The sequence below is a fragment of the Paraburkholderia caffeinilytica genome (assembly GCF_003368325.1).
In the GTDB taxonomy this organism is placed as follows: domain Bacteria; phylum Pseudomonadota; class Gammaproteobacteria; order Burkholderiales; family Burkholderiaceae; genus Paraburkholderia; species Paraburkholderia caffeinilytica.
In genome coordinates, this window is the sequence record NZ_CP031466.1 from 3,513,650 (window position 1) to 3,538,430 (window position 24,781).

At 62.0% G+C, this 24,781-nt stretch carries 25 protein-coding genes; 14 read left to right on the forward strand and 11 right to left on the reverse strand.

Going from position 1 to position 24,781, the window contains the following annotated elements:
* Positions 1–119: 119 nt before the first annotated feature.
* Together DSC91_RS15445 and DSC91_RS15450 are read right to left on the reverse strand one after the other, a co-directional pair.
* A complete protein-coding gene (locus tag DSC91_RS15445) occupies positions 120–1,151 on the reverse strand; it encodes a CobW family GTP-binding protein (protein ID WP_162831405.1) in 1,032 nt (343 codons plus the stop codon).
* Between the two features lie 30 nt (positions 1,152–1,181).
* Positions 1,182–2,141 carry an MBL fold metallo-hydrolase gene (locus tag DSC91_RS15450; RefSeq protein ID WP_115779862.1) on the reverse strand — a complete coding sequence of 320 codons (960 nt, stop codon included), beginning with the start codon at positions 2,139–2,141 and terminating at the stop codon, positions 1,182–1,184.
* 404 nt (positions 2,142–2,545) lie between these two features.
* On the opposite strand from DSC91_RS15450, the gene DSC91_RS15455 reads away from it, so the two are divergent.
* A complete protein-coding gene (locus DSC91_RS15455; protein WP_115779529.1) occupies positions 2,546–2,998 on the forward strand; it encodes a cupin domain-containing protein in 453 nt (150 codons plus the stop codon).
* A gap of 33 nt (positions 2,999–3,031) precedes the next feature.
* Here DSC91_RS15455 and DSC91_RS15460 read toward each other — a convergent pair whose 3' ends face one another.
* Positions 3,032–3,316: a cupin domain-containing protein gene (locus DSC91_RS15460; protein ID WP_115779863.1), complete on the reverse strand. Its 285-nt coding sequence runs from the start codon at positions 3,314–3,316 to the stop codon at positions 3,032–3,034.
* A gap of 253 nt (positions 3,317–3,569) precedes the next feature.
* Positions 3,570–4,481, reverse strand: coding sequence for an AraC family transcriptional regulator (locus tag DSC91_RS15465; protein WP_115779530.1), 912 nt, complete (start codon positions 4,479–4,481; stop codon positions 3,570–3,572).
* A gap of 111 nt (positions 4,482–4,592) precedes the next feature.
* Here DSC91_RS15465 and DSC91_RS15470 point away from each other — a divergent pair, with 111 nt between their 5' ends.
* Entirely contained in the window at positions 4,593–4,958 is a 366-nt protein-coding gene (locus DSC91_RS15470) for a nuclear transport factor 2 family protein (protein ID WP_115779531.1), read from the forward strand.
* 9 nt (positions 4,959–4,967) lie between these two features.
* Complete coding sequence (locus tag DSC91_RS15475) at positions 4,968–5,882, forward strand: alpha/beta fold hydrolase (protein ID WP_115779532.1); 915 nt, start codon at positions 4,968–4,970, stop codon at positions 5,880–5,882.
* A 152-nt stretch (positions 5,883–6,034) separates the two neighbouring features.
* Here DSC91_RS15475 and DSC91_RS15480 read toward each other — a convergent pair whose 3' ends face one another.
* On the reverse strand, positions 6,035–6,913 hold the full coding sequence (locus DSC91_RS15480) for a LysR family transcriptional regulator (protein WP_229758352.1): 879 nt from the start codon (positions 6,911–6,913) through the stop codon (positions 6,035–6,037).
* A gap of 240 nt (positions 6,914–7,153) precedes the next feature.
* Between DSC91_RS15480 and DSC91_RS15485 the strand changes: the two genes are divergently transcribed.
* From DSC91_RS15485 to DSC91_RS15495, 3 genes are all read left to right on the forward strand, one after another.
* Positions 7,154–8,290, forward strand: a complete 1,137-nt coding sequence (locus DSC91_RS15485; RefSeq protein ID WP_115779533.1) for a C45 family autoproteolytic acyltransferase/hydrolase — start codon at positions 7,154–7,156, stop codon at positions 8,288–8,290.
* A gap of 186 nt (positions 8,291–8,476) precedes the next feature.
* A complete protein-coding gene (locus DSC91_RS15490; protein WP_115779865.1) occupies positions 8,477–9,229 on the forward strand; it encodes an alpha/beta hydrolase in 753 nt (250 codons plus the stop codon).
* A 4-nt stretch (positions 9,230–9,233) separates the two neighbouring features.
* Positions 9,234–10,586 (forward strand): MFS transporter, encoded by a 1,353-nt coding sequence (locus DSC91_RS15495; protein WP_115779534.1) that lies wholly within the window; start codon positions 9,234–9,236, stop codon positions 10,584–10,586.
* Positions 10,587–10,646: 60 nt separating this feature from the next.
* Here DSC91_RS15495 and DSC91_RS15500 read toward each other — a convergent pair whose 3' ends face one another.
* Positions 10,647–11,606: a LysR family transcriptional regulator gene (locus DSC91_RS15500; protein ID WP_115779535.1), complete on the reverse strand. Its 960-nt coding sequence runs from the start codon at positions 11,604–11,606 to the stop codon at positions 10,647–10,649.
* Positions 11,607–11,736: 130 nt separating this feature from the next.
* On the opposite strand from DSC91_RS15500, the gene DSC91_RS15505 reads away from it, so the two are divergent.
* Positions 11,737–12,903 (forward strand): mandelate racemase/muconate lactonizing enzyme family protein, encoded by a 1,167-nt coding sequence (locus tag DSC91_RS15505; protein WP_115779536.1) that lies wholly within the window; start codon positions 11,737–11,739, stop codon positions 12,901–12,903.
* Between the two features lie 4 nt (positions 12,904–12,907).
* Here the strand turns inward: DSC91_RS15505 and DSC91_RS37510 are convergent, their stop codons facing one another.
* Positions 12,908–13,069, reverse strand: coding sequence for a hypothetical protein (locus DSC91_RS37510; protein WP_162831406.1), 162 nt, complete (start codon positions 13,067–13,069; stop codon positions 12,908–12,910).
* Here DSC91_RS37510 and dctA point away from each other — a divergent pair.
* The gene (dctA, locus tag DSC91_RS15510) at positions 13,068–14,423 is read left to right on the forward strand and encodes a C4-dicarboxylate transporter DctA (protein WP_115779537.1); all 1,356 of its coding nucleotides are present in this window, start codon (positions 13,068–13,070) and stop codon (positions 14,421–14,423) included. The genes DSC91_RS37510 and dctA overlap by 2 nt on opposite strands.
* A gap of 188 nt (positions 14,424–14,611) precedes the next feature.
* On the opposite strand, the gene DSC91_RS15515 is transcribed toward dctA, so the two are convergent.
* Together DSC91_RS15515 and DSC91_RS15520 are read right to left on the reverse strand one after the other, a co-directional pair.
* Entirely contained in the window at positions 14,612–15,016 is a 405-nt protein-coding gene (locus DSC91_RS15515; protein WP_115779538.1) for a hypothetical protein, read from the reverse strand.
* Between the two features lie 139 nt (positions 15,017–15,155).
* A complete protein-coding gene (locus DSC91_RS15520; protein WP_341869793.1) occupies positions 15,156–16,133 on the reverse strand; it encodes a CerR family C-terminal domain-containing protein in 978 nt (325 codons plus the stop codon).
* Between DSC91_RS15520 and DSC91_RS15525 the strand changes: the two genes are divergently transcribed.
* The 3 genes from DSC91_RS15525 to DSC91_RS15535 are packed head-to-tail and all read left to right on the forward strand — an operon-like array spanning position 16,027 to position 20,247.
* Positions 16,027–17,169 carry an HlyD family secretion protein gene (locus DSC91_RS15525; RefSeq protein WP_229758353.1) on the forward strand — a complete coding sequence of 381 codons (1,143 nt, stop codon included), beginning with the start codon at positions 16,027–16,029 and terminating at the stop codon, positions 17,167–17,169. The genes DSC91_RS15520 and DSC91_RS15525 overlap by 107 nt on opposite strands.
* On the forward strand, positions 17,105–18,769 hold the full coding sequence (locus tag DSC91_RS15530; RefSeq protein WP_229758354.1) for an MDR family MFS transporter: 1,665 nt from the start codon (positions 17,105–17,107) through the stop codon (positions 18,767–18,769). Before DSC91_RS15525 ends, DSC91_RS15530 begins: the two co-directional genes overlap by 65 nt.
* A gap of 17 nt (positions 18,770–18,786) precedes the next feature.
* A complete protein-coding gene (locus DSC91_RS15535; RefSeq protein WP_115779866.1) occupies positions 18,787–20,247 on the forward strand; it encodes an efflux transporter outer membrane subunit in 1,461 nt (486 codons plus the stop codon).
* A 46-nt stretch (positions 20,248–20,293) separates the two neighbouring features.
* Here the strand turns inward: DSC91_RS15535 and pdxR are convergent, their stop codons facing one another.
* Complete coding sequence (gene pdxR / locus DSC91_RS15540; RefSeq protein WP_115779867.1) at positions 20,294–21,817, reverse strand: MocR-like pyridoxine biosynthesis transcription factor PdxR; 1,524 nt, start codon at positions 21,815–21,817, stop codon at positions 20,294–20,296.
* Positions 21,818–21,980: 163 nt separating this feature from the next.
* Here pdxR and DSC91_RS15545 point away from each other — a divergent pair, with 163 nt between their 5' ends.
* Positions 21,981–22,643, forward strand: coding sequence for an FMN-binding negative transcriptional regulator (locus DSC91_RS15545; protein ID WP_115779542.1), 663 nt, complete (start codon positions 21,981–21,983; stop codon positions 22,641–22,643).
* A gap of 6 nt (positions 22,644–22,649) precedes the next feature.
* Here DSC91_RS15545 and DSC91_RS15550 read toward each other — a convergent pair whose 3' ends face one another.
* Positions 22,650–23,276: a TetR/AcrR family transcriptional regulator gene (locus DSC91_RS15550; RefSeq protein ID WP_115779543.1), complete on the reverse strand. Its 627-nt coding sequence runs from the start codon at positions 23,274–23,276 to the stop codon at positions 22,650–22,652.
* Positions 23,277–23,504: 228 nt separating this feature from the next.
* Between DSC91_RS15550 and DSC91_RS15555 the strand changes: the two genes are divergently transcribed.
* Together DSC91_RS15555 and DSC91_RS15560 are read left to right on the forward strand one after the other, a co-directional pair.
* Positions 23,505–23,906, forward strand: coding sequence for a nuclear transport factor 2 family protein (locus DSC91_RS15555; RefSeq protein ID WP_115779544.1), 402 nt, complete (start codon positions 23,505–23,507; stop codon positions 23,904–23,906).
* A gap of 48 nt (positions 23,907–23,954) precedes the next feature.
* Complete coding sequence (locus DSC91_RS15560) at positions 23,955–24,710, forward strand: SDR family oxidoreductase (protein ID WP_115779545.1); 756 nt, start codon at positions 23,955–23,957, stop codon at positions 24,708–24,710.
* Positions 24,711–24,781: the final 71 nt, after the last annotated feature.

Genomic DNA, 24,781 nt, shown 5'->3' on the forward strand with positions numbered 1-24,781 from the left:
AGTGGCACGTGAATGGGCGCGCCAGGTGGCGCCGGTGGACTGTCCGGCGGCCGTCCAGGTGGTTCCTGCCTGACTTATCGGCGGATACAGGCGAAAGTTTTATCCTGTGAAACCCTCGGTTAGCGCCTTACCGATTCTTCCGCCGCTGCTTCGCGCAGGAAATGCGCGATCGTCTCCTCGATCACCGATCTGGCGAGACCCTGCACAATGAAGACGAGGCGTGTGGTGTGATCGTCGTCCGGCCACGCTTCAAGCCGCAACGGTTCATGCAGCAACTGCTGCACGCCATGGAACACCACAGGCCGCGATTCGCCGATGAAATTGCCGATTCCCTTCACCCGCAGGATGCGTTCGCCGTGATAGCCGAGCAGGACGGTCAGCGCGGTTTCGAAGGCCTGCATGGGCAATGCCTGCGGGTAAGTCAGGCAGAAACTGTCGATATCCGGGTGGGCTGCGCGTGACGCCGTCGCGCCACGCATCAGCAACTTGCGCGGCGCAGGCTCGGCGCGCAACCAGGGGCGCAAGGCACGCGGCGTCAGGATGTCGAGCAATGGGTGTGCGTCAATCTCGCCGTTGCGAACCGGGATGCGTGGCGCACCCGGATTCAGCGCCTCAAGCGCCGCCTCGAGGTCGGCCAGCGCGGGCGCATCGACCAGTTCGGCCTTGGTCAGCAATAGCCGGTCCGCGACGGCCGCCTGCTGACGCGATTCCTCATGCCGGGCCAGTTGCGCGGCGCCGTGTTTCGCATCGACGGTCGTCACGATGCCGTCGAGTTGCAAACGACCTTCAAGCGCCGGGTCGCCCAGCAGCAACGAAATCACGGGGCCGGGCCTCGCCAGCCCCGTGGTCTCGATCAAAATCCGCTCGAAAGCGGGAATCTCGCCACGCGTGCGGCGCTCCAGCAGATCGGCCACGGTCGCCGCCAGTTCGTCGCGCACGCCGCAACACAGGCAGCCGTTTTCCAGCAGCGCGATGGTGTCGTCGCGCGAGGTGCTGACGAACAGATGATCGAGACCGATCGCACCCAGTTCATTGATCACCACCGCGCAACGGCCCAGCGCGGGTTGCGGCAGCAGGCGATTGAGCAACGTGGTCTTGCCCGAACCGAGAAAGCCCGTCAGCAACGTCAGGGGAATTGCGGCGGATTGCATGGTGGCTTGCATGGTGGTTTGCCCCGGCACTCAGATAACCTGCAGGTCTTTGCCGACGATGATCTGTCCGTCGAAATGCTTGCGCGCGTCGGCGGCCCACATCTCGTCGGTAATCGCGGGATCGCCGCCCGGCACGAAATGGCTCAGCACCAGCGTCTTGACGCCGGCCGTCGCGGCGATCTTGCCGACCTGCTCCGTGCTGGTGTGGCTCTTCATGAGGTGATCGAGCAGCGTCGGCGCGTTGTCGACGGTCTTCATCAGCTTTTCGAGCGCGGGCAGGTACATCACTTCATGCACCAATACGTCAGCGCCTTTCGCAAACTCGGCTAGCGCCGGGTAGTAGGTCGTGTCGCCGGAGAACACGACGGTGCGGTCCCGCGTCTCGAAGCGGTAAGCGAAGGCCGGCTTGATCGTGTAGTGGTCGACCAGTGTCGAGGTGACGCGTACGCGGTCGTCTTCCATCACGAGGCGAGGGCCGTCGAATTCATGGATGTTGATCAATGGCCGGAACGGCGGGCGGCCTTCTTCGCGCACGCGCACGTCGAGGTCGATCGCGTTCATGTCGACAAAGTCGTCGATCATCTTGGCGATGCGCGGCGGGCCGTACAGGTTGACCGGCGTGTGCAGGCCGGTGGCCCAGGCGAGGAACACGAGGTTGCCGAGGTCGGCGTTGTGATCCGAATGATGGTGGGTCAGGAAGATGTCACGGATGCGCGGCAGTTTGATACCCGCTTTGGTCAACTGCAGTGCGACGCCGTTACCGCAATCGACCACGTAGGGCTGACCGTCGACCACCAGCACGTTCGCCGGCGCCGCGCGCAGATCGGAGGGCGTCGGGCCGCCCTTGGTGCCGAGCAGGATCAGTTGCGTGCCTTTTGCCGCAGGTCCGGCAGTGGGCGCCGAGGTCGTGGAGCTGGCCGCTGACTGAGCGTGGGCGTCCTGCATCCACGGCAGCGCTGCCGTGGTGCCTGCTGTAACGGCGATACGCATGAAATCACGACGGGAACGTCCGAACGGCTGATCACTCATGGGTCTGTCTCTCCTGAGATTCTGGATGGGCGGCGCCCGAATTTCCTGCGTAAGCGGGCGCAAAGGCGATTGAATTCTAGCGATTTCGTCAGCTTGCGGGTGCAGTGGATGGGACAACTTCGGTGCCACTCGCACCGGCATTGCTTCCCGAAGCACCTGCTCACGGATTTTCTTGGGTCAATCAGCGGGAGTCAGTACATGCAGAGGCGGTGTGTCGCCGCTCGCGGGCAGCATATGTTCCTGACAGGCGCATAATCCCAGATGAGTTGCGTTCCGTTCGTTCGACGGACGCGCCGCAAGCGGCACGTACCTTACCTGCAACGCTCGTGAGCTGACGAGAATCCTAATTCCAAAGGAGTTCGAAAATGACACCTAATGGCGCGGCTTCGATCGAACCAATCAACATTGGAAAGTTGAGCATTCAGTATCTGATCGATGGAACTGCCACAGGCGGGATGGGGGTTTTCGAATTGACGGTGGCGCCTGGTTCACAGGTCCCGCCGCCGCATAGCCACACGCGTAACGAAGAGTGTGTCTATGTGCTGGAGGGCATGCTTCGGTATTCGGTCGACGGGGTAGTTCGGGACCTGGTGCCGGGAGAATGGATGTTTACCCCACGCGGGTCGGTTCATCACTTTAGCAACCCGCACAATGACACCGCGCGCGCACTGATCGTCCTTACGCCCGATATCGGTGCCCAGTATTTTCGTGATGTCGCAACAGTCGTAAGCGCCGGCGGTCCGCCCGACCGCTCGAAGCTTATGGAGGTCATGTCCAGGTATGGGTTAGTGCCGGCGCCGCCGCCATCACGACCATGAAACCTGAGGGGGCGGATGCTGCACCGCGCTGCCTTAGCGAATCTCCACCTCGATGAATACCACCTCGTGGTCGGTCGCGTTCACCACGTTGTGTTCCACGCCCTTCAGCCCAGCGTAACTGTGCCCGGCATGCAGTTGCGATTCCCGGTTGCCTTGCGCTGTCTCGAGGAGAAGTTGGCCGTCTGTTTGTGGCACCACGACATAGTCATGCCCATGAACATGCCAGCCGGTCTCGGCGCCGGGCGCAAATCGCCACTCGGTGACGATCACGCGTTCATTGATTACCTGCTGCGTGGGAACTGCCTGCGGACGACCCATGAGAATTTCCTCGGCGAAGTGAGCGACGATGTTCGTCGGATAGCCCGTCACGCCGCAGCGGTAGGCGAGCTATCACCTGTTAGTGGCGATTCCACCGTGCGTCGACATGCTTTCGGGCTCAATACATCTATTGGTCATTCTGGAGGTCAAACCCTTCGTTTGACATGCACAGTGCTCTTGCACTGACCAACACAGTTGCGTTTATCTTTAACGGTACTGGCTGTCGGCGAGAAGCCTGAGACATCCGCGACGGTTACGCGCGATTCGACGCTTCGTGGCGGTATTGAATCGGCGAGATGCCGCGGGCAGATTTGAAGGCGCGGCTGAACGAGAATTCCGACCGATACCCGACCCGCGATGCGATCTCACCGAGCCGCAGACTGGTTTCCTGAAGCAACTGCGCGGCAACCCCCATGCGCCAGCGTGTCAGATAACTATGTGGCGGCTCCCCCACCGAGGCGTTGAAGTTGCGGGCGAACGCAGCCCGCGACAAACCGGCTTCCTGAGCGAGTTCCTCCAGTGTCCATGCACGTTCGGGTGCCTCGTGCATGCGCGCGAGAGCCCGCGCCATCTGTGGCGACCGCACGGCCGCAAACCAATCGTTGGCTGCGGGAAACGTGGTGTCGGCCCAATCGCGCATGAAGAAAATGAACAAGGACGAAAGCAGGTTGCGCACGACGATCTGGTTACCGAAGTTAGGCGTCTCCACTTCGTTACGGAGCATGCGCAGGGTGTCGCTCAGCGGGGAACATCCCGGTTCGGTACCGGCGCGCAGAGAGACGGCTTGCGGTAGCGCCCGCAACGCGGGAAGCGCCAGTTGCAGATCCATGTTGAACTGACCGCAGATCAGCGTGACGGCTTTGGGATCGCGATCCACGACGCCGTCGCGCCTCGCCAGGAACGCCTCCAACGGCATGGCTTTCCCGCGAGCCGAATGCACTACTTCGTGCGCGTCACCACGCGGAAACAGGACTAGTTCGCCAGCCCGCAATTCCATGCTTTCCGTGTCGGATTGGCGCACGAAGGCGCGTCCTTCTGCCACGAAATGGAATACCACCGCGTCGCGAGGTTGTACGACAAACCCCCACGGACCTGCCACGCGCGTACGCACCAGCACCAGGCCGTTGGCGCGAACGACTTTCAACCAACTGTTCAATGCGTCCATGACTGCATCCTGGAAAACGAGACGAATTGCTATGTTATCGCGCCTTATGCGTATGGTTTATCTTCCAAAAGCTTGTTTCAATGATGAGACAGACAAATCGGGAGCCGAGTCATGACTAGAGATCTCATCCAGCACGCGATCGACACCATCTATGGGCAAGTCTTCAACCAGGGTCGAGCCGACCTGCTGCCGGGTCTCGTTTCCGGGCCATACATCCAGCACAACCCGCTTTTCCCGAATGGGGTCGACGGAATCATGGGTTACATCAAGCAGGCCGGGCGCGTACCTTGCGAGGTCAAGCGCGTTGCCGTCGACGGCGATCTGGCTTTTGTCCATGTGCGCTATCTGGACTGGGGCGGCCAGGAAACCGCAGGCGTGGACATCTTCCGCTTCGACGCCCACGGCAAGGTCGTCGAGCACTGGGATGTACTGCAGCCAGTGCCGGCCTCGTCCAACAATGCCAACACAATGTTCTAGGAAGATCACATGCCTTCTTCATCGCTCGGCCCGCTCGGCGATGCCGACCTCGTCGCAACGCTGCCTGGTTTCAAGAACGCCTACGCCGACGTCAACGGCATTCGCCTGCACTATGTGGAAGGGGGTACCGGCGACCCGCTGATTCTGCTGCCGAGCTGGCCACAGACCTGGTGGCAGTTCAGGCGAGTATTGCCACGGCTCGCGGAACGCTATCGCGTGTTGGCCGTCGACTTTCGCGGCATGGGCGGTTCGGACAAACCCGCCGGTGGCTACGACAAGAAGACGATGGCGTCCGATATCCACGCCCTCGTAATCCAGCTTGGCCTGGGTGCGGTGAATATCGCCGGCAACGATGTCGGCGCGATGGTGGCCTACAGTTTTGCCGCGAACTACCCGGAGGCGGCGCGCAAGCTGGTGATGATGGACTCGCCGCATCCCTTCGCGGTATTCGAGCAGATCCCACTGCTTCCGGCACCGGGCACCTACGATCTGGAGAATCCGGCGCGTGCGGTGCATCCGTGGTGGTTTGCCTTCAACCAGATTCCCGGACTGTCGGAACGCGTGTTCGCGGGCCGCTACGGCATCGTGCAAGATTGGCTGTTCGACTACCTGGCAGCCGACAAGACTGCAATCACGGCGCACGACCGCGCCGTCTATGCGTCGGCTTATGACAGCGCGGATGCGCTGCGTGCAGCCAATAGCTGGTTCTCCTCCTTTGCAACTGATATCGCCGATGCCGGCGGCTACGCGCCGTTGACTATCCCGGTGCTCGGGCTAGGCGGCATCAGCTATGACTTTCTCGCGGCTTTCCTTGGCACGGCGGCCCCTGATGCGACGGTGTTGAAGCTACCCAATACCGGACACTGGATTCCAGACGAGCAACCGGATGAAACCGTGCGATACCTCACCAAGTTTTTCGGATGATGGCGAGGATTCGTTCGAGTTGCAGCCGGGACACTTCACGGGAAATTTTTGACTCCGTTCGTAGCTTGTCCACCGGAATCCGCCGGCACTCTCTGGAATCCACTCGCAAAAGGTCGAGCCAGTTCGAAACATAGCGAAAACATAAGCCGTCGCTACTCGGCCAGCGCCGCGAGCAATTGATTCTTGACGATCGCGGTGGCCAGCGGCTGCCGCCCGAATTCATACCAGCCGATGTGCCGGCGCCACGCCGTGCCCGGAATCGGCCTCACCGACAGCAACGGGTCTTCGTCCCAGGCGGCGTGCCGCAGACGCGGCACGATCGACACGCCCACGTTCTGCCGCACCAGATCCGCGATCGCGGCGATCGAGTTCATTTCCAGAATGGGATTGACCTCGACGCGCAGGCGCCGAAGCAGGCTTGCCACATGCGTGCCTGTCAGCGATGCGGCTTCGAAGCCGATAAACGGATGTCGCTTGAGCAATGAAGCCACCGACGCATCGGGTGGCCCAATCGCGGGATTGACCAGCAGCACCAGCGGCTCATCGTAAAGGCGCTCCCACGACTCGGGTAGCGTGGTCGCCCGGGGTTCGCTGATGATCACCGCCGCATCGATCTCCCCGGCGCGCACCTGGCGCTCCAGTTCGCCGCTGTTGCCGTGCGTGAGGCGCACCTTCAGGCCGGGGTAGGAGACTCGCAGCCGGATCACGTTGGCCGCCAGAAAACCCATCGACGAGACGGTCGAACCGATCGTGATCGAGCCTTCGATGCTGAGTTCGTCAGCCACGCCGCGCAGCAGCGAGTCGTACGCGGCCACCACCGTGCGTGCCTGCTGGATGATCGAGCGGCCGGCTTCGTTCAACTGGATGCTGCGCCCGCTGCGGTCGAACAACTGGCGCTGGCACACGCGCTCGAGCGTGCGCATCTGCGCGCCGACCGCCGCGTGCGTGAGCGCCATGCGATCGGCGGCCGCCGCCATGGTCCCATGTTTCTCGATGGCGAGAAACGTCCGCAGCATTCGAATTTCACTCATGCGGGATCTCCTTCATAGCCTCCGGAACGTGCACGGATTGCACGATTTTTTCCCGTCTCCGCGCGCTGCATGATCGCACGAAACGAAAATTTTTCTTTCCTTTCGATAAAGAAAATAACGCTTTTTATTTTGTTTGTGGCCAATGAGAATCGATTTGCCACAAATCAAGCCGATGGCTTCAGCGTGTGTCGAGTCCCGTTCGACGTTGTCGGCAGCAGCCCATGGTCAGGAGTCCCACACATGTCGCAAATCCAGCAGTTTCCGCCGTTTCCTTTTGTCAGTGTGTCCGGTAAACCGTACGAACGCGGCCTGCAATATGGCCGTGCGGTGGCGGCGCGTGTGCGCCTGAGCGCTTCCCGCTACGGTCAGACGCTGCGCAATCTCGGCTATGGCGAGGCGTCGCAGACGGCGCTGATCCGCTCGCTCGAACAGGTCATCGGCGAGTTTCAACCGGCGTACCTGGACGAGATGCGCGGCATCGCCGCCGGCGCGGACGTGCCGTTCGAGGACATCGTGATGATCAATGCCCGTACCGAGGTGCTGGCCAAGGCGCGAGCGGAAATGGCGCTGCAGGCCGACGACGAAGACGGCTGTACCGGCGTGCTGGTGCTGCCGTCGCGCTCGTCGACCGGGCAGTTGATCCATGCGCAGAACTGGGACTGGAAGGCCGATTGCGTCGATACCGGCATCGTCTTGCGCGTACGCAGCGACGACGGCCCCGATCTCCTGACCTTCGTCGAAGCGGGCGGCCTCGCGCGCAGCGGGCTCAATGCCGCGGGCGTATCGATCACCGCGAACTATCTCGAATCGGAGCGCGACTTCTCGCAACTGGGCGTGCCGCTGTCGCTGCTGCGCCGGCGCGTGCTGGAAGAGCCGGTGTTCGCGAACGCGTTGCGGGTGATCGCGACCACGCCGAAATCGTGTTCGAACAACATCATGCTCGGGATGGCCGAAGGCTTCGGCATCGATTTCGAATGCGCGCCGAACGAAGCTTTCCCGATCTATCCGGACGACGACCAGATGATCGTGCACGCGAATCACTGGGTCAGCCCAGTCGCCCGCACCAAGCTGCTGGATACCGGGTGCGAGAACTCGCCGGACAGCTATTACCGCGACTGGCGCGTGCGTCAGGTGCTGAAGGCCGCACCAAAGGTGGATCGCGACGCGGTCAAGGCGGCACTCTTCGACGCGTTCGGCACGCCGTATTCGGTGTGCCGTCCGCCGCGTCCGGGCACGCGTCACACGATGACCGCGACGGTCGCGATGATCGTCATGTTGCCGGGCGCAGGGGAAATGGATGTCGCGCCGATGCCCGCGCTCAACCGGATCTTCACCCGCTACAGCCTGCACCACGAACCGCTCCCCGAAGCGGCGTGAGCTGTGAATAAGCACGCGTGCCGGGCAGCGCCGGGCATGCACGAGACCGCAGAAATCGTCAGAGAGGAATGACAGATGTTCGATGCAGAGACGCGATCCACTCCGGGTCATGAGAAAGCGCAAGCGCTATACGACCTGGGTTCGACCACCGTGTACGCGAGCCGCCACGATCCGCGCTTTCCGTATGTGCTGTACGTGCCGTCTGAAGTCCTGACACCCGGCAACGACGTGGAACTGGTCGTCGTGATGCATGGCACGGGGCGTCAGTTCACGCAGTATCGCGATGCGTTCGCGCCGTTCGGCCGCTGGAACCGCTGCATCGTGCTGTGTCCGCTGTTCCCCGTAGGTGTGCGCGGCGACGGCGAGCGCAGCGGCTTCAAACGCCTGATCGAAGGCGATATCCGCTACGACAAAGTGCTGCTCGACATGGTGACCGAAGTGGGCGAGCGCTATGGCAAGCGCTTCGACAGGTTCGCGCTGTTCGGCTATTCGGGCGGCGGGCAGTACGTGAACCGCTTTGCCTACGCGCATCCGGCGCGGCTATGGGCCGCGTCGATCGGCGCGCCAGGCAACGTCACCGTGCTCGATCACACGAAGGACTGGTGGCTCGGCACGGGCGGCTTCGAGCGGCACTTCGGCAAGCCGTTCGATCTGGCCGCCTTGCAGCGTGTGCCGGTGCAGATGGTGGTGGGCCGGGCCGACCTGGAAACCTGGGAGATTACGGTGCCCGAGGATAGTCCGATGTATCTGCCAGGTATCAACGATGCTGGAACGACGCGTCCGGAGCGGCTACGCACGCTGAAGGCGTCGTTCGAGGCTGCCGGCGTTCGCGTGCGTTTCGATGAGATGTCCAATATCGCCCACAACGGCATGCAGGTCGTCGAAGTGGTTCAGGATTTCCTTGCGCAGGTGTTGCGCGCGCTGCGGGCCGGAGGATAAACACATGGACGCCCAAAGCGATTCAGCGAAGATCTGGAAGACCATTGTATCGACGGTGATAGGGGGCACCTTCGAGTGGTTCGACTTCATGGTGTACTCCCATTTTTCGAGCACAATCGCACGGGTGTTTTTTCCCAGCGCCGATCGCAGCGAGTCGCTGTTGCTGACCTTCGGCACGTTTGCTGTCGGCTTTCTGGTCCGGCCGATTGGCGGCGTGGTGATGGGGATGGTCGCGGACCGGGCAGGGCGGGTGAAGGTGCTGTCGTGGATCATGGTCTTGATGTCGGTGGGTTCGCTGTTGCTGGGCCTGACACCGGGCTTCGAGACGTTGGGCCTGGCTGCGCCGCTGCTGGTGCTGACCGGCCGCCTCGTGCAGGGCTTCGCGGTGGGCGCGCAGTTTGCGCTGTCGTCCGTGACGATCTACGAGGTGGCGCCGCCCGAGCGGAAGATGTTTTACGGCAGTTTCAACATGCTGTCGCTGGGGATTGCGGGGATGTTGTCGTCGGGATGCAGCTATTACCTGTCGAGCCATCTGTCGCAAGCGGAGCTGGTGAGTTGGGGGTGGCGCGTGCCGTTTCTGATCGGCGCGCTGGTCGGGCCGATCGGCTTCTACATCCGGCATCACGTTGGCGAATCAGACGAATTCCATCAGATGCAGGCGCGGCCCTCGGCGCGGGCGCCCGTGCGCGAGCGGCTGCGCGAATTTGTGCGTGAAAATGGCGATGCCGTGGTGTGCGCGATGGGCGTGATGATCGCCGGCACGTCGTTGAATTATGTCTGGAATGCTTATCTTCCGACTTACGCGCAATACCAGTTGCACCTGTCACTGAGTTCGTCGCTGCACGGCGTGTTCGTCACGAGTATCGTGTCGTGTGTGCTGTCGCCGGTGTTCGGCATACTGGCGGATCGCGTCGGCGCATATCGGCTGTTCTGCTTCTTTATCGCGGGCTGGCTGACGTGTGTCTTTCCGCTGTTCTGGTACTTGCTGGATGAGCCCACTGCCAGCCGTCTGATGATCGTGCAAGTGATCGGCATGTTGTTCGTGACGCTGCAAGGCGCCGCGCACCCAGGGATGCTGGTCAAGATATTCACGGTGCAAGGGCGCTCCACCGGCGTGGCCATTTCGTATAACACCTCGGTCATGCTGTTTGGCGGGTTGGCGCCGTTCTATATCTCGATGGTGGCGCGCTTCACCAACGCGCGCTTCATTCCGCCGAGCTACCTGTTCGGCACGGGGCTGCTGGCGATCACGCTGGTCCTCGTTACGCGCACTGGGCGGCGGGTGTTGCAGGCCGACCGGCTGGAGCGCGGGCAACGGCGTGCGGCACGCGAGACCGGTATGCAGCGGGCGGACTAGGGTGATAGGTCGGGTTGGCTTGTGCGGACTGCGCCGCTACCCTATCCGCGTCCGCGCGACCTATGCCTTGCGGCCCGCCTTCTTCTTCCGATCGTAGATCGAAGCGCCGATTTCGACAGGTATGAACGGTGCCTGAAAACGGTCGATCAGAAAGTCGATGAATGCGCGGGCGCGGGCGGTCTGGTTTCGCTGGCTCGGATAGTAGACGAAGAGGTCGGCCGACGGCAGCACGATTTCCGGCAAAACCAGTTTGAGCCGCCCGCTTTGGACATACTTCGCCAGATCCCATTCGGAGCGAATCAATATCCCGTGCCCGTCGAGCGCCCATCGCAGCACGATATCGCCATCGTTGCTGGAAAGCGCGCCTTTGACTTTCAACGCTTCGGTGTGATCGCCCTGCATATACCGCCACACGCCATAAGCATCGTCGTTCTGGCGATGGATGATGCAACGGTGCCGAACGAGGTCCTCCACGCGCTCCGGAGCCCCAAAACGTTCGAGATATTTCGGGGAGGCGCACAGAAAACGGCGATTGCTCATGATGCGCCGGGCGCTAAGCCGGCTGTCGGGGAGTTCGCCAAAACGGATCGCCATATCGAATGCTTCCTCCACCAGATCGATAGGCCGGTCGGTCACCTCAAACTGGATCTCCACGTTGGGAAAGCGCTTCGCGAATTCGGACACAAGCGGCGCGATGGTCGTGCGCCCGAAGCCGAGCGTCGCATTCACGCGTAACAGTCCATGGGGATCGGATCGAGCCCCGGATATCTCGTCTTCCATCTGCCGGACCTGCCCGACGATCTGTGTCGCGTAGCGCAGGTAAGTCTCGCCCTCGGGTGTCAGGCTGACACTTCGCGTTGTCCTGTTGACTAACCGCGCGCCTAGTTTTTGCTCCATCAGCCCCAGGCGCTTGGTCGCGGCCGGCGGGGTGAGATCGAGCGCCCGCGCTGCGCCCGACAAGCTCTTGAGTCTGGCGAGGAGGATGAAAAATTCGAAGTCGGATACTGAGTCGGTTGTCACCTCAGTTGTTCACCTAAAGTAAAAAATGAAATGAATTCAGGTGAATTCTAATCCCTCCTTTCGCGGATAAGCTAGTTTCCATTGCATCCAGATGCATGCAGAACGTGCTCAAAACTCAGGAGACGCCGTCATGAGAATCGTTGAAATTCGCGAAAAAACCGTTCCGATCAGCTCCCCGATCCGGAATGCCTACATTGACTTCAGCAAGATGACGCTGAGCCTCGTCGCCGTGGTGACGGATGTCATCCGCGACGGCAAGCCGGTGGTGGGTTACGGCTTCAATTCCAACGGCCGCTACGGCCAGGGCAAGCTGATGCGCGAGCGTTTCATTCCGCGCATTCTCGAAGCCGATCCCGCCACGCTCGTCAACGATGCCGGCGACAACCTCGATCCGCACAAGATCTGGGCGACTATGTTCACGAACGAAAAGCCCGGCGGTCACGGCGAACGCTCGGTCGCCATCGGCACGATCGACATGGCGATCTGGGATGCGGTGGCGAAGATCGAAGGCAAGCCGCTGTTCCAGTTGCTGGCCGACCGCTACGGCGATGGCCGGCCCGATCGTAAGATCTTCGTGTACGCGGCCGGCGGTTACTACTACCCAGGCCAGGACCACGAGAAGCTGAAAGACGAAATGCGCAGCTACATCGACCGAGGCTATACGGTCGTGAAGAAGAAGATCGGCGGCGCTTCGCTCGATGAAGATCTGCGCCGCATCGACTCGATTCTGAGCGTACTCGGCGACGGTCAGAAACTCGCCGTCGATGCCAATGGCCGCTTCGACCTCGACACCGCGATCCAGTACGCAAAGGCGCTGTCGCAATACGACCTGTTCTGGTACGAGGAACCGGGCGATCCGCTCGACTTCGAATTGCAAGCCACGCTGCGCAACTACTACGACAAGCCGATGGCGACGGGCGAAGACCTGTTCTCGATGCAGGACGCCCGCAACCTGATCCGTTACGGCGGCATGCGTCCGGATCGCGACTGGTTGCAGTTCGACTGCGCGCTGAGCTATGGCCTCGTCGAGTATCTGCGCACGCTGGACATGCTCCATCAGCACGGCTGGTCGCCGAGCCGCTGCATTCCGCACGGCGGACACCAGATGTCGTTGAACATCGCGGCGGGACTCGGTCTGGGCGGCAACGAATCCTATCCGGACCTGTTTCAGCCGTATGGCGGCTTCCCAGATGGCGTGAAGGTGGAAAACGGCTTCATCACGATGCCCGATCTGCCCGGCATCGGCTTCGAAGGAAAAGCCGACCTTTTCGCCGAGATGCAAAAGCTGTCCGCATAAGCCATCAAGCGACAAAACGCGCCGGCAAAAGCGTCGGCGTGGCGTTCATAAAAATAGACAGAAGGAACGCAGGCGAAATCGGTCCATGTTCGCCGCAGCGGTAGATCCCGCTGCGGTGGCGGGTCCTGACTTTCATAAAAAGATGCCACGCATAGGAGACAGTCATGCGGGTTTCAAAGATCGGAAAATTGCTTTCCAGGCTGTACGTACAGGTTCTGATCGGCATTGTTGCCGGTGTCCTCGTCGGCCATTTCTATCCTGACGTCGGTTCTCAGCTCAAACCTCTCGGGGATCTGTTCATCAAGCTGATCCGGATGCTGCTTGCCCCGATCATCTTCGCATCCGTTGTGGTCGGCATTGCCCGCATGAACGACCTTCATGCGGCCGGTCGCGTTGGCGTCAAGGCGGTCGTCTACTTCGAAATTGCATCGACGATTGCGCTTGCGGTTGGCCTCGTGATCGTGAACGTCATCAAGCCGGGCAGCGGCATGAACATCGACCCCGCGCATATCGACAGTTCGGCCATTTCCACCTACACCCATTCGGCGCAACAGCACGGGATGCTTGATTTCTTCATGAGCATCGTGCCGAACAGCATTGTCGGAGCGTTTGCAAATGGAGACATGCTGCCCATCATCTTCTTTTCGCTTCTGCTCGCCGTCTCCCTCGCGAGGCTGGGTCCACGCACTGCGCCGTTCGTCGACATGCTCGACATGTTCCTTCAGGGCATGTTCGGCGTCGTGCGAATCGTGATGTGTGTCGCGCCCATCGGTGCGTTTGGCGGCATGGCATTTACCATCGCGAAGTACGGGATCGGCACGCTGGCATCGTTCGGTCAACTGATGCTGTGCCTCTATCTGACCTCGATTTTCTTCGTGGTCGTTGTGCTGGGTCTTGTCATGCGGATGAGCGGATTGTCGTTGTGGAAGTATCTCCGCTACATCAAGGACGAAATCTTCATTACTCTCGGTACGGCATCGACTGAAGCGGTGCTGCCGCAGATGCTCATCAAGATGGAGAAGCTGGGGTGTTCACGCCCGGTAGTCGGGATGGTGTTGCCCACGGGCTATACCTTTAACGCCGACGGCACGGCGATCTACCTGACCATGGCCTCGATGTTCGTTGCGCAGGCGATGAATATCCCCATGACGATCTGGGACCAGTTGCTGCTCCTCGGCGTGCTGCTGCTGACATCCAAAGGGTCCGCGGGTGTGGCCGGAGCCGGATTCGTCGCGCTGGCTGCCACGCTGGCTTCGATGCACAAGATTCCGGTGTCCGGACTGGTGCTGCTGCTGGGCGTCGATCGCTTCCTCAACGAAGCGCGAGCCGTTACGAACCTGATTGGCAACGGCGTGGCGACGATTGTGGTCGCCCGATGGGAAGGGGCGCTCGATATGAACACGGCTCGCGCCATGCTCGACCGGTCCGACGCGAGCATCGATGCGTTGGAGTCCACCGACGAGGTACACACAGATCGGACGTCTTCGAAAGACGCCGTCATTCGGTCCCACATGCATTGAGTCGTCCAGGCCGCTTTACGCTGAGCAGACTCCGTTACTGCGGGTAGCGCAGCGCTGATGCACGCACTCGTAGAAACACATCCTTGGCGTACAGCCGATCCATGCAAAATCGAAGCGCGTGCCCCGTAAATTCAGCACTTATACCCGGGAAGACATACATAGGCTGACAAGCGGAAGCAAACAGCCACTCACTCCTCGCACTTCACATCCTGCCTTCGCACGAGGATGATCACCGGGTACGTCGCCCCGTGCTCGAGCTCCACGCGCGCGACTACCGCTATCGTTGCGTTGTCGACGTCGTCGTACACGCTGACTTTTTCACGGCTAAGGTTGGTTACGCCGGTACAGCCAGACGCGCGACCCTCGTCGGAGACTTTGCATTGGATCGGGTTGTCGGCAACAAAGCGATATTTGTCCCGGTCGGGGGTCGCAAGGTAGTCGCGAAAGCTCTGCGCCGCTCCACCGACACCGGTGACATATCCGATCGCGCACTGCAGTTTGGGTGCGTCGCTGCCGCCGGATGTTTGGGCTGTCGCGACCGTGCTCGCGGCAGCGATGACCGCGGCGAATGTCAGTGCAGAGAGGTATTTCATGGCGCAAATCACCGTTGTCGGATCGAAGTGCTGGATTGTAAAGGCATCTTGCGCGACGGCGCTTAACGCGGCGATCCGTCAGGCGATGGGCGTGCCAATGACCAGGGGCGATGAGCCCATAGGGTGCGACACCCTGAGATCACGGCCGCTTGCGTGATTTTCCTCTGCCTGTGGTTTGCGCGGCGGGTGTGCGCGCCTCGTCGCGTTCCCGGCTCCAATGTTCGAGCAGCGTGCGAGTCTGCTCACGGATGGTCGACTTGAGCAGTTCCGCCTTTTCCGCGTCGATACTTTTCCAGCCGAGCATCGACAGCTTGGACGGATGCGCGATGTGAAAAATAACCATTTGTCCATGCAGGCTGAAGGTGCGGATCAAGGTGACCGGATCGTCGATCGCACGCCCGGAAATTCGCGCGACTAGCGCCGTGCTGGCATCGTTGAGCGGCTGGCGGATCCGGGCGCCGAAAATCTCCATGGCGCTCTGGGGTTCGTGTCCTGCCTGTTCGCGTGCGAAGAACATCCGCCGGCCCGGTTTGCTTGCTTTGATGAAAGCGGCGTGCGCGATCGCTACCTGAATACCGAGGAAGGCGTCGATCAGCGCCGGGGTGTCGGCGTTTTCACGCAGTACTTCCTGCGCATGTTCGATGGGCGGGCCGAATGTCTCCCACGCGTCGTCGGCGAGCATCTCGACGCACGCGCGATACACCCCTTCTTTATTCTCGAAGTAGTACTGCAGCGCGGGCGCGTTCACGCCGGCGCGGGCCGCGATGTCGCGTGTCGACGCGCCCTCGAAACCATGTTCGCCAAACAGTTCGATCGCCGCCTCGATGATCCGGTGGCGCGTTTCGTCGCCGCGTGCACAGCCGCCCTCCGGCGAGCGGCGCAGCTTCTTTGCGGTGCTCATGCATCTTTCTCCATTAGGCCCATTGCGGGAATTCGTAAGAAATATATCACTTGACACAATTCTATCGACTGGAATAATTGTGTCACCTGGAAACAATTGGACCGACACGATGTCAGCGACCGCAGGCTCTCCCTCCCGCCCGATACCGGCCGACGATTCGCCCGCAGCGGGTGCGCGGCGCCCCACCCGGCGAACGGTGCTGATCGCGCTCGGCATCGTCGCGCTGGTTGTCGGCGCGCTCTGGCTCGCCCGCTGGTGGACGGTTGGGCGCTTCATCGAAAGCACCGACGATGCCTATCTGCAAGCTGACAGCGTGACGGTCGCTCCCAAGATCGCCGGCTACGTGACGGAAGTCTACGTCGCGGACAATCAGGTCGTGAAGCCGGGCGATCCGCTGGTCCATCTCGACGCCCGCCAGTATCAGGTCGCGCTCGACCAGGCGCGGGCCACGATCGACGCGCGCAAGGCCGACATCGAACGCGCGCAGGCCGAGATCAAACAGCAGCAGTCCAACATTGCGCAGGCTCAGGCGCAGCAGCAGGTGGCGCGCGTGAGCGCACAACATGCGAGCGACGAAGTGCGGCGTTACGCGCCGCTCGTCGCAACCGGCGCTGAAAGCAGTGAACGGCTGGCGGAACTGACCAGTAGTCGCGATCAGGCGAATGCCACGCTCCTCGCGAACTCGGCGGCGGTCGACGCGGCACGCTCGCAGGTCGGTTCGGCCACCGCGCAGCTCGCGCAGGCGCGCGCGCAGCTCGAAGCCGCCCAGGCCAGTGCACAGCAATCGCAACTCGATCTCGACAACACCGTGGTGCGCAGTGTCCTCGGCGGCAAGGTCGGCGATCGCACCGTGCGGGTTGGTCAGTACGTGCAACCCGGCTCGCGGATGCTGACGGTCGTGCCGGTGCAAAGTACCTATTTGCTGGCGAATTTCAAGGAAACGCAGGTCGGCGGGATGCGCGTCGGTCAACCGGTGGAAATGCACGTCGACGCATTGCCCGGTCATACGCTGCACGGCGTGATCGACAGTTTCTCGCCGGGCACGGGCTCGCAATTCGCGCTGTTGCCGCCGGAAAACGCAACCGGCAACTTCACGAAGATCGTGCAGCGCGTGCCCGTGCGGATTCGCATCGACACGGGTGCCGAGACGCGTAGCGTGCTCTTGCCGGGACTATCGGTGACGGTGGATGTCGACACGCGTTCCGCGCGCGATCGCGACGCGCGCATCGATAGCGAGAACCATCGTGGCTGAAGCGGGAACCACCACGCCCGCCGCGGCGCCGGCCGCACCGCGTGCCGAGGAGCGTGCCAGCGTCGGCGACTGGATCGCTGTCGCCGCCGGCGCGCTCGGCGCCTTGATGGCGACGCTCGACATCTCGATCACAAACTCCGCATTGCCGCAGATTCAGGGCGAAATCGGCGCCACGGGTACCGAAGGCACCTGGATTTCGACTGGCTATCTGATGTCGGAAATCGTGATGATTCCGCTGGCGGCATGGCTCACGCGGGTGTTCGGCCTGCGCAATTTTCTGCTGATGAACTCAGCGTTTTTCATTGCCTTCTCGATGATGTGCGGCTGGTCGCACACGTTGCCCATGATGATCGTCGGCCGCATCGGGCAGGGCTTCGCCGGCGGCGCGTTGATTCCCACGGCCCAGACCATCATTCGTACGCGGCTGCCGCTATCGCAGATGCCGGTCGGCATGACCATGTTCGGCTTGATCGTGTTGCTCGGGCCGCTGCTTGGACCGGTCGTCGGCGGCTGGCTCGCGGAGAACATCAGCTGGAGCTGGTGCTTCTTCATGAATCTGCCGATCTGCCTTGCGCTGATGACCCTGTTGATCGTCGGCCTGCCGTCTGACCGGCCGCACTGGGAGGCGTTTTTCAAGGCGGACTGGCTCGGCATCGTCGGTCTCGCGATCGGTCTCAGTTCACTCACCGTGGTGCTCGAGGAAGGTCAGCGCGAGCGCTGGTTCGAATCGTCGATGATCGTAACGCTCACCTGCGTGTCGGTCTTCGGCATGATCCTGATCGCCGCCTCGCAAATGACCGCGAAGAAGCCGATTGTCCGCCTCAGCCTGATGCGCAACCCGAATTACGCGAGCGTGATCGTGATTGTGTCCGCGGTTGGCGCAGCGTTGTATGGCGTGTCGTATCTGCTGCCGCAGTTTCTTGGCGTGGTCGCGGGCTACAACGCGGAACAGTCCGGCGCAATCATGCTGCTTTCCGGGCTGCCCGCTTTCATGATCATGCCGATCCTGCCGCGGTTGCTCGCCAAAGTCGACTTTCGCGTGCTGGTGATCACCGGGCTGGTGCTGTACGCGATCAGTTGCATGATCGACATCGAGTTGACGGCGCAGAGTGTCGGGCACGATTTCGTCTGGTCGCAACTGATACGCGGCACCGCACAGATGCTGGCGATGATGCCGCTCAATCAGGCGTCGATGGCAGCCGTATCGCGTGAGGATTCCGGCGACGCGGCCGGTCTCTACAACATGGCGCGCAACCTCGGCGGGTCGATCGGGCTTGCGATCATCGGTACCGTGATCGACCGGCGCACGACGTTTCATACCGCGATGATCCGCGAGTCCGTCAGCGCAAATTCGCTGATCGGGCAGGAGAGCCTCGCGGCGAATGCGGCGAACTGGTTCGCCCATACGGGGGACATGGCGTTCGCGCAGATGCGCGCGCTTGGGCAACTCGGCGCGCAGATCCAGCAGCAGGCCATCGTGATGACCTATTCGGAAACCTTTTATCTGCTCGGTATCGCGCTGCTTGCCTGCATTCCGCTCGCGCTGCTTCTGAAAACACCGAGCAGGAATGCGCCGCCGCCTTCTTCCGCCGGACACTAATGTCTTTTCATCTCGCCATGATGTTCAATCGTCCCTCGTGTTTCGCGCTGGCCGCCGCCGCGCTTCTGTCCGCCTTGTCGGGTTGCACCGTCGGCCCGGACTATCACGGTGCGCCGCCGGATGCTCAGTATGCCCGCAGCAGCGCGAGCTTCGTGCGGACGCCGGCCGCCGGTACGACGGCGACGCCCGCGCCGAACCAGTGGTGGCTCGCATTCAACGACCCGCAGCTGAACGACCTCATCGCCGCCGCTTTCGCACACAGTCCCGATGTCCATATCGCCCAGGCGCGGCTGCGGGAATCGCGTTCGCAATTGCAGCAGCAACGTGCGGATGCTTTGCCGAAAGTCGCCGGGAATGCTGCCGCGGTGCGCATGCGCTCGCCTGATCTGAGCGCGCTCAGTTCGGGGAGCTCGAGTGCAGCGTCGTCGGGGCGCGGCCCGCTGCAGCTCTATACCGCGGGCTTCGACGCCACCTGGGAGATCGATCTGTTCGGCGGCACGCGGCGCGCCATCGAAGCGGCATCGGCGGATGCGGAAGCCGTCGACGCCGACCTCGCCGACACCCAGGTCTCGCTCGCGGCCGAGGTCGCGCAGGCTTACATCGAACTGCGCGACCAGCAGACGCGGCTCGAACTCGCGCAGCGTCAGGCGGAGACCGAACAGAAAATGCTGACGCTCACGCAACAGCGCCGGGAGCGCGGCACGGCACCGGACCTCGATGTGGAACGCCTGACCACGCAGGTTGAGAACACCCGCGCGACGCTGATTCCGCTCGACGCGCAACTGACCGATTCGCTCGACCGCCTCGCCGTGCTGACCGGCCGTGAGCCCGGCGCACTGGACCAACAGCTTGCTGGTGTGCGGCCGCTGCCGGCGTTGCCCGGGACGGTGGCGATCGGCGATCCGTCGGCGATGTTGCAGCAACGTCCCGACATTCGTGCGGCGGAGCGGCGGCTTGCGTCGAGCAATGCGCAGATCGGCGAACACATCGCGGATTTTTTCCCGAAGGTGACGCTGCTCGGCGATATCGGATTTAGCGCAAGCGATCCAGGCCACCTCGTGCGCAAGAACAATTTCAGCTGGATCGGCGCGCCGTATCTGCAATGGAATGCGTTCGATTTCGGTCGCACGCTGGGCAGCGTTCACGCGGCCGAGGCATCGCGTGACGAAGCCGAGGCGCGTTATACGAAGGCCGTGCTCGGCGCGCTGCAGGACGCGAACTCGTCGCTCTCGCGCTATGGGCATCAGCGCGAGCATGTCGTCACGTTGCAAAAGGTGGAAGCGTCCGCAAGCCATTCGGCCACGCTGATGCGGCAGCGCTATTCAGCAGGTGTCGCCACGCTGATCGATCTGCTTGATACGCAGCGCGAAGAATTCACCGCGCAGCAAAGTGTCGTCGCGGGACAGGCTGAGCTGCTCAAGGACTTCGTGTCGCTACAGAAGAGCCTCGGCATCGGCTGGCAGGCGCAGCAAGGTTAGCGCGCCGGGGCGACGATTCTCGCCGGCCGGAAGCCGTTGGCGCCACCTAACTCGTCTCTACCTTTTTCCTCTGCGGATTCGTGCGGCGAGCCGCTCTTGCGACGGCCTCGATACTCGTGGCGAGACGTTGAGTAGCGGTTTCGATTTCGTCGTCGCTGAAACCGCCGAGACCCAGTATCAAACCCATCGGACCTTTTCCGTCGGAATACATGGGGGACACCGCGCGCACGGCAACCCCGCTTTCGGCCGCCAACGACGCCACCGACCGGTCGTCGACGCCTCCTCCAAGCCAGAGCACGAGGTGCATGCCCTGATCGCTTGGCTGCAACCAGGCGACCTCTCTCGGCAACACGCGCTCGAGCGTCTCGATGATGCACGCGCGGCGGTCCGCGTAGACGCCACGAATACGGCGGATGTGACGGTCCAGATGACCTTCCGCAATGAAGGCCGCCAGTACGTGTTGATCGGCGTTTGGCGGATTGCGATCCATGAGCACGCGCGCACCGCAGAAGGCCTCCACGAGGTTCGCCGGGACAACGGCATAGCCGAGCCGCAGTGACGGAAACAGGATCTTGCTGAAGGTGCCGAGATAGATCACGCGGTTAGGATCGAGCCCCTGGAGCGACGGAAACGGATGTCCCGCGTAACGCAGTTCGCTGTCGTAGTCGTCTTCGACTACCCAGGCATTGTTTGAGCGGGCCCATGCCAACAGCGCATTGCGCCTCGCCATGCTCAATGGCATGCCCAACGGATACTGGTGCGACGATGTGACGAATGCCGCCCGCGCGTGCGGGGCCCGCCTGATACCTTCATCGACGTTGAGGCCCTCGGCGTCGACGGGTACCCGGATCATGCGCTCCGGACGGCCGGTGCTTTCCAGAATGGCAGTAATGCCCCGATAGGCCGGGTCCTCCACCCATGCCGATGCGTCGTCGTCGAGCAGCACCTGGCAGGACAGGTAAAGACCCTGCTGGGTGCCGCTTGTGATGATCACCTGTTCAGCCTCGCAGCGAACCGAGCGCGATTTCCTCACATAGTCGGCCACCGCTTCGCGCAGCGCCTGGGCCCCTTGCGGATCGCCATACCCAGCCGGAGCGCCGGGGCCGCGGGCACGCAGCCGGTTGCCGAGCCGGCGCCAGACGTCGTCCGGCGCGGCGGGGCCAATGGGTACCGAAACAGCGAACGGCGCTTGCGGTACGGCAGGAAACTGACGGGCAACCTGGGCGAACAGGCGAGCGCGCTCTGGAAGCGGGGCAGCTTCAACGGATGAGGAACGCCCGCGGGTGTCGGCAGGCGGCGTCAACGATTGCGCCACGCGCGTGTCGGCGCCAGGATGCGATTGCAGAAAACCTTCGGCGATCAGTTGTTCGAATGCCTCGACGACGGTGCCGCGGGCAACATGCAACGACGCAGCCAACGTGCGCGTGGATGGGAGCGCCTCGCCGGGTTTGAGGTCGCCACGGCGAACGGCGTCGCGAAGTGCCTGCGCGAGCTGGCGGCCCAAATTACCCGCGGCTCGATCCAGCATGCCGATCGACGGCACCTCCACCGCTTTCGGTTTGCGCGCCATGAATTTCTGGTCCAAAGAAAATGATCCAAACTGGTTCTACAATATAAACCAGTTTGCCTCCACAATTCTTTGCAGGCGTGGGGTCCTGCGATACGCGGGTCTGCCGCGCCGGCGTTGCCTGAAATGAGGGTTAGCGCATCGCTGCACGTATCACGGAGCCTATATGTACGTACCGAAGCATTTCGACGAGCCGCGCCCTGAGGTTCTGCACACGCTGATCGCGGAGAATCCGCTTGGCATTCTGTTCACGCATGGCAAAAGCGGTCTGGACGCCAATCACATCCCGTTTGATCTGAAAGCGGGCGAAGGCGCGTGTGGCGTCCTTCACGCCCACGTCGCTCGCGCCAATCCGGTCTGGCAGGACGTGGCCAACGGGGACGAGGTGCTGGTCGTGTTCCGCGCGGGCGACGCCTACATCTCGCCCACCTGGTATCCGAGCAAGCACGAGTTTCACAAGCAGGTGCCGACATGGAACTACAGGGTGGTCCACGCTCATGGCCGGGTGACCATCCGCGACGACGAGCGCTACGTTCGCGGACTGGTGGCCCGCCTCACGCGAACCCATGAAGCGTCCCAGCCCCATCCGTGGAAGATGACGGATAGCGCGAGCGACTACATCGACGCGATGCTCAAGGCGATCGTTGGCGTCGAGATCGAAATCACCCGGCTGGTCGGGAAGATCAAGCTCAGCCAGAACAAGGAGGTGCGGGATATACAGGGAGCCGGCGCCGCCCTCAACGAACAGGGGGAAAACGTGATCGGCGGAGCCATGCTCGAGTACGCCGCGATAAAGAGCGCCATAAAGGCCGACGATTCCCCCGCCTGACGCTCGTCAAAAACACGGCCTCTGATGATGTTCAGCGGACGCCGTGGCGGCGAGGAGATGCTCGCGGCCCTCGTCGAGAATTTCGTCTGCAAGCGCCGGGTCAACGTCTGCAACGGCGCGCGAAAGCAACAGCGTACCGACCATCTGACTGAACAGCGTGATCGCCTTCTTGCGGCTGGCTTCGCTGCTTCCCTCCGTCTCTTCGATGACTTTGGCGAATCGTTCGAGGTTCGCCGCGAGACCTTGTGCGTAAGCGCCGCGGGCGGCGTCGTCGAACCGGCGGGCGTCGCCGACAAAACCCGACCAGGGGCAGCCCGCCTCGATATTCGCGCGATGCTCGGGTGACAGGTACCACTCAATGTTGTACTTGACCGGGTCAGCGTCAGCTGACCTCGCGTGTTCGAATAGGGCGGCGTAAGCCTCGCCCCCTTCTTCCATCGCCTTTTCCATCACCGCGGCGACCAGCGCGTCTTTTGACTTGAAGTGGTTGTAGAAACCGCCTTGCGTGAAGCCTGCCGCCTTCATCAGTTCGGCGAGCCCGACCGCATCGACCCCGCGCTCGCGAAACAGCTTCTCAGCCGCTGTCACGATCGCGTGCCGGTTTTCCACTGCCTGCTGCCTCGAAACACCCACTTTCCCTCCCTTCGGCCGACAACGACCCAATAACACCCATCAAAAAATACAATGTCGATCACCATTGACATTGGCGGGGTGGGCGCCCACAATCCATTTCAATGACAATGTCATTCACCATTGTCTTGAGTATAGCCTTCTTTACCTGAATGTCCAGGCGGCAGGAGGCACAACGGCTAATCGACGCCCGACCGCGTCGTTACCTCACTCCTCAAAGAGGATCTCAGCATGACGAAGACAACTTCTGAGCAGAACAAGGCGCTCGTACTGGAAGCATTCGACACCCTGTTCAACAAGCGCGACTACGCGGCAGCCGAGCGCTTCTGGTCCGACCGCTACATCCAGCATAGCGCCCATATCGCGCCGGGACGCGACGGCCTGTTCGACCTGATCCGCACGCTGCCCGATACCTTGCGTTACGAGAACCAGCTGATCCTGGCCGAGGGCGACTATGTCATTGCACATGGGCGTTTCTCGGGACACGGCCGGCCCGCTGCGTGGATTGCAGCCGACGTCGTCCGCTTTGAAGACGGCAAGCTTGCCGAGCACTGGGACGTGCTTCAGGACGAAGCGACACGGGCCGAATCAGCGAGCGGTCTGCCGATGTTCGGCGACCGCTTCCCCGGCTAACCACGCCAGCCTTATCGACAGCAAATCAACTTCATCAGGACTACGATCATGAAACTTACCGGAAACACGATCTTCATCACGGGCGGCGGTTCGGGCATTGGCCGCGGGCTTGCCGAGGCGCTCCACAAGCGCGGCAATAAGGTCATCATCAGCGGGCGCCGGCGCGGCCATCTCGACGAGGTGGTGGCGGCGAATCCCGGCATGGCTGCAATCGAGCTCGACATTACCGACCCGGCCAGCATCGAGAAAGTCGCGGCGCAACTGATCGCGGACTATCCCGATCTCAACGTGCTGATCAACAACGCGGGGATCATGCAGCCTGATCAGGCGGGCGGCCACATCGACGACGCGCTGATGGTGTCCACCATCACGACCAATCTCATGGGGCCGATCCGCATGACGTCGGCGCTGCTCGACCACCTCAAGACCAAAAACGACGCTGTGGTTGCCTACACGAGCTCGGTGCTCGCTTTCGTTCCGTTGGCCGTGACGTCCGTGTATTCGTCGACCAAGGCGGCGCTGCATTCGTACATTCTCTCGCAACGCTTCATGCTGCGGAACACGAAGGTTCGCGTGCTCGAGATCGCACCGCCCTGGGTGCGCACGGATCTGATGAACAGCCGCGAGGCCGAACAGGCGATGCCGCTTGGCGCCTTCATCGACGAAACGATTGCCGTGCTCGGAACGGATGCGGATGAAGTTCTGGTTGAAGGCGCGAAGCAGTTCCGCGCGAACCCGGGACCCGGTGAGCATGATTTCGTCAATGGCTTTAATGCGCAGATGACGGAAGTGTTCAGTGGGTAAATGACGGCTTGCCTGCGAGATACGTGACGCAGGCAAGTCGGCACCCATCCGGTGACGGAGCCATCGAGGTT

What these genes read in the sequence shown, in the direction of transcription:
- dctA (WP_115779537.1), top strand. Translation starts at nt 13,068, where the DNA reads ATGCGGGTTTCAAAGATCGGAAAATTGCTTTCCAGGCTGTACGTACAG.
- DSC91_RS15465 (WP_115779530.1), bottom strand. Translation starts at nt 4,481, where the DNA reads ATGGACGCATTGAACAGTTGGTTGAAAGTCGTTCGCGCCAACGGCCTG.
- DSC91_RS15530 (WP_229758354.1), top strand. Translation starts at nt 17,105, where the DNA reads ATGTCGACACGCGTTCCGCGCGCGATCGCGACGCGCGCATCGATAGCG.
- DSC91_RS15535 (WP_115779866.1), top strand. Translation starts at nt 18,787, where the DNA reads ATGATGTTCAATCGTCCCTCGTGTTTCGCGCTGGCCGCCGCCGCGCTT.
- DSC91_RS15445 (WP_162831405.1), bottom strand. Translation starts at nt 1,151, where the DNA reads ATGCAATCCGCCGCAATTCCCCTGACGTTGCTGACGGGCTTTCTCGGT.
- DSC91_RS15480 (WP_229758352.1), bottom strand. Translation starts at nt 6,913, where the DNA reads ATGAGTGAAATTCGAATGCTGCGGACGTTTCTCGCCATCGAGAAACAT.
- DSC91_RS15475 (WP_115779532.1), top strand. Translation starts at nt 4,968, where the DNA reads ATGCCTTCTTCATCGCTCGGCCCGCTCGGCGATGCCGACCTCGTCGCA.
- DSC91_RS15505 (WP_115779536.1), top strand. Translation starts at nt 11,737, where the DNA reads ATGAGAATCGTTGAAATTCGCGAAAAAACCGTTCCGATCAGCTCCCCG.
- DSC91_RS37510 (WP_162831406.1), bottom strand. Translation starts at nt 13,069, where the DNA reads ATGACTGTCTCCTATGCGTGGCATCTTTTTATGAAAGTCAGGACCCGC.
- DSC91_RS15545 (WP_115779542.1), top strand. Translation starts at nt 21,981, where the DNA reads ATGTACGTACCGAAGCATTTCGACGAGCCGCGCCCTGAGGTTCTGCAC.
- DSC91_RS15485 (WP_115779533.1), top strand. Translation starts at nt 7,154, where the DNA reads ATGTCGCAAATCCAGCAGTTTCCGCCGTTTCCTTTTGTCAGTGTGTCC.
- DSC91_RS15560 (WP_115779545.1), top strand. Translation starts at nt 23,955, where the DNA reads ATGAAACTTACCGGAAACACGATCTTCATCACGGGCGGCGGTTCGGGC.
- DSC91_RS15470 (WP_115779531.1), top strand. Translation starts at nt 4,593, where the DNA reads ATGACTAGAGATCTCATCCAGCACGCGATCGACACCATCTATGGGCAA.
- DSC91_RS15495 (WP_115779534.1), top strand. Translation starts at nt 9,234, where the DNA reads ATGGACGCCCAAAGCGATTCAGCGAAGATCTGGAAGACCATTGTATCG.
- DSC91_RS15515 (WP_115779538.1), bottom strand. Translation starts at nt 15,016, where the DNA reads ATGAAATACCTCTCTGCACTGACATTCGCCGCGGTCATCGCTGCCGCG.
- DSC91_RS15520 (WP_341869793.1), bottom strand. Translation starts at nt 16,133, where the DNA reads ATGCCGAGCGCGATCAGCACCGTTCGCCGGGTGGGGCGCCGCGCACCC.
- DSC91_RS15460 (WP_115779863.1), bottom strand. Translation starts at nt 3,316, where the DNA reads ATGGGTCGTCCGCAGGCAGTTCCCACGCAGCAGGTAATCAATGAACGC.
- DSC91_RS15450 (WP_115779862.1), bottom strand. Translation starts at nt 2,141, where the DNA reads ATGCGTATCGCCGTTACAGCAGGCACCACGGCAGCGCTGCCGTGGATG.
- DSC91_RS15525 (WP_229758353.1), top strand. Translation starts at nt 16,027, where the DNA reads ATGTCAGCGACCGCAGGCTCTCCCTCCCGCCCGATACCGGCCGACGAT.
- DSC91_RS15455 (WP_115779529.1), top strand. Translation starts at nt 2,546, where the DNA reads ATGACACCTAATGGCGCGGCTTCGATCGAACCAATCAACATTGGAAAG.
- pdxR (WP_115779867.1), bottom strand. Translation starts at nt 21,817, where the DNA reads ATGGCGCGCAAACCGAAAGCGGTGGAGGTGCCGTCGATCGGCATGCTG.
- DSC91_RS15555 (WP_115779544.1), top strand. Translation starts at nt 23,505, where the DNA reads ATGACGAAGACAACTTCTGAGCAGAACAAGGCGCTCGTACTGGAAGCA.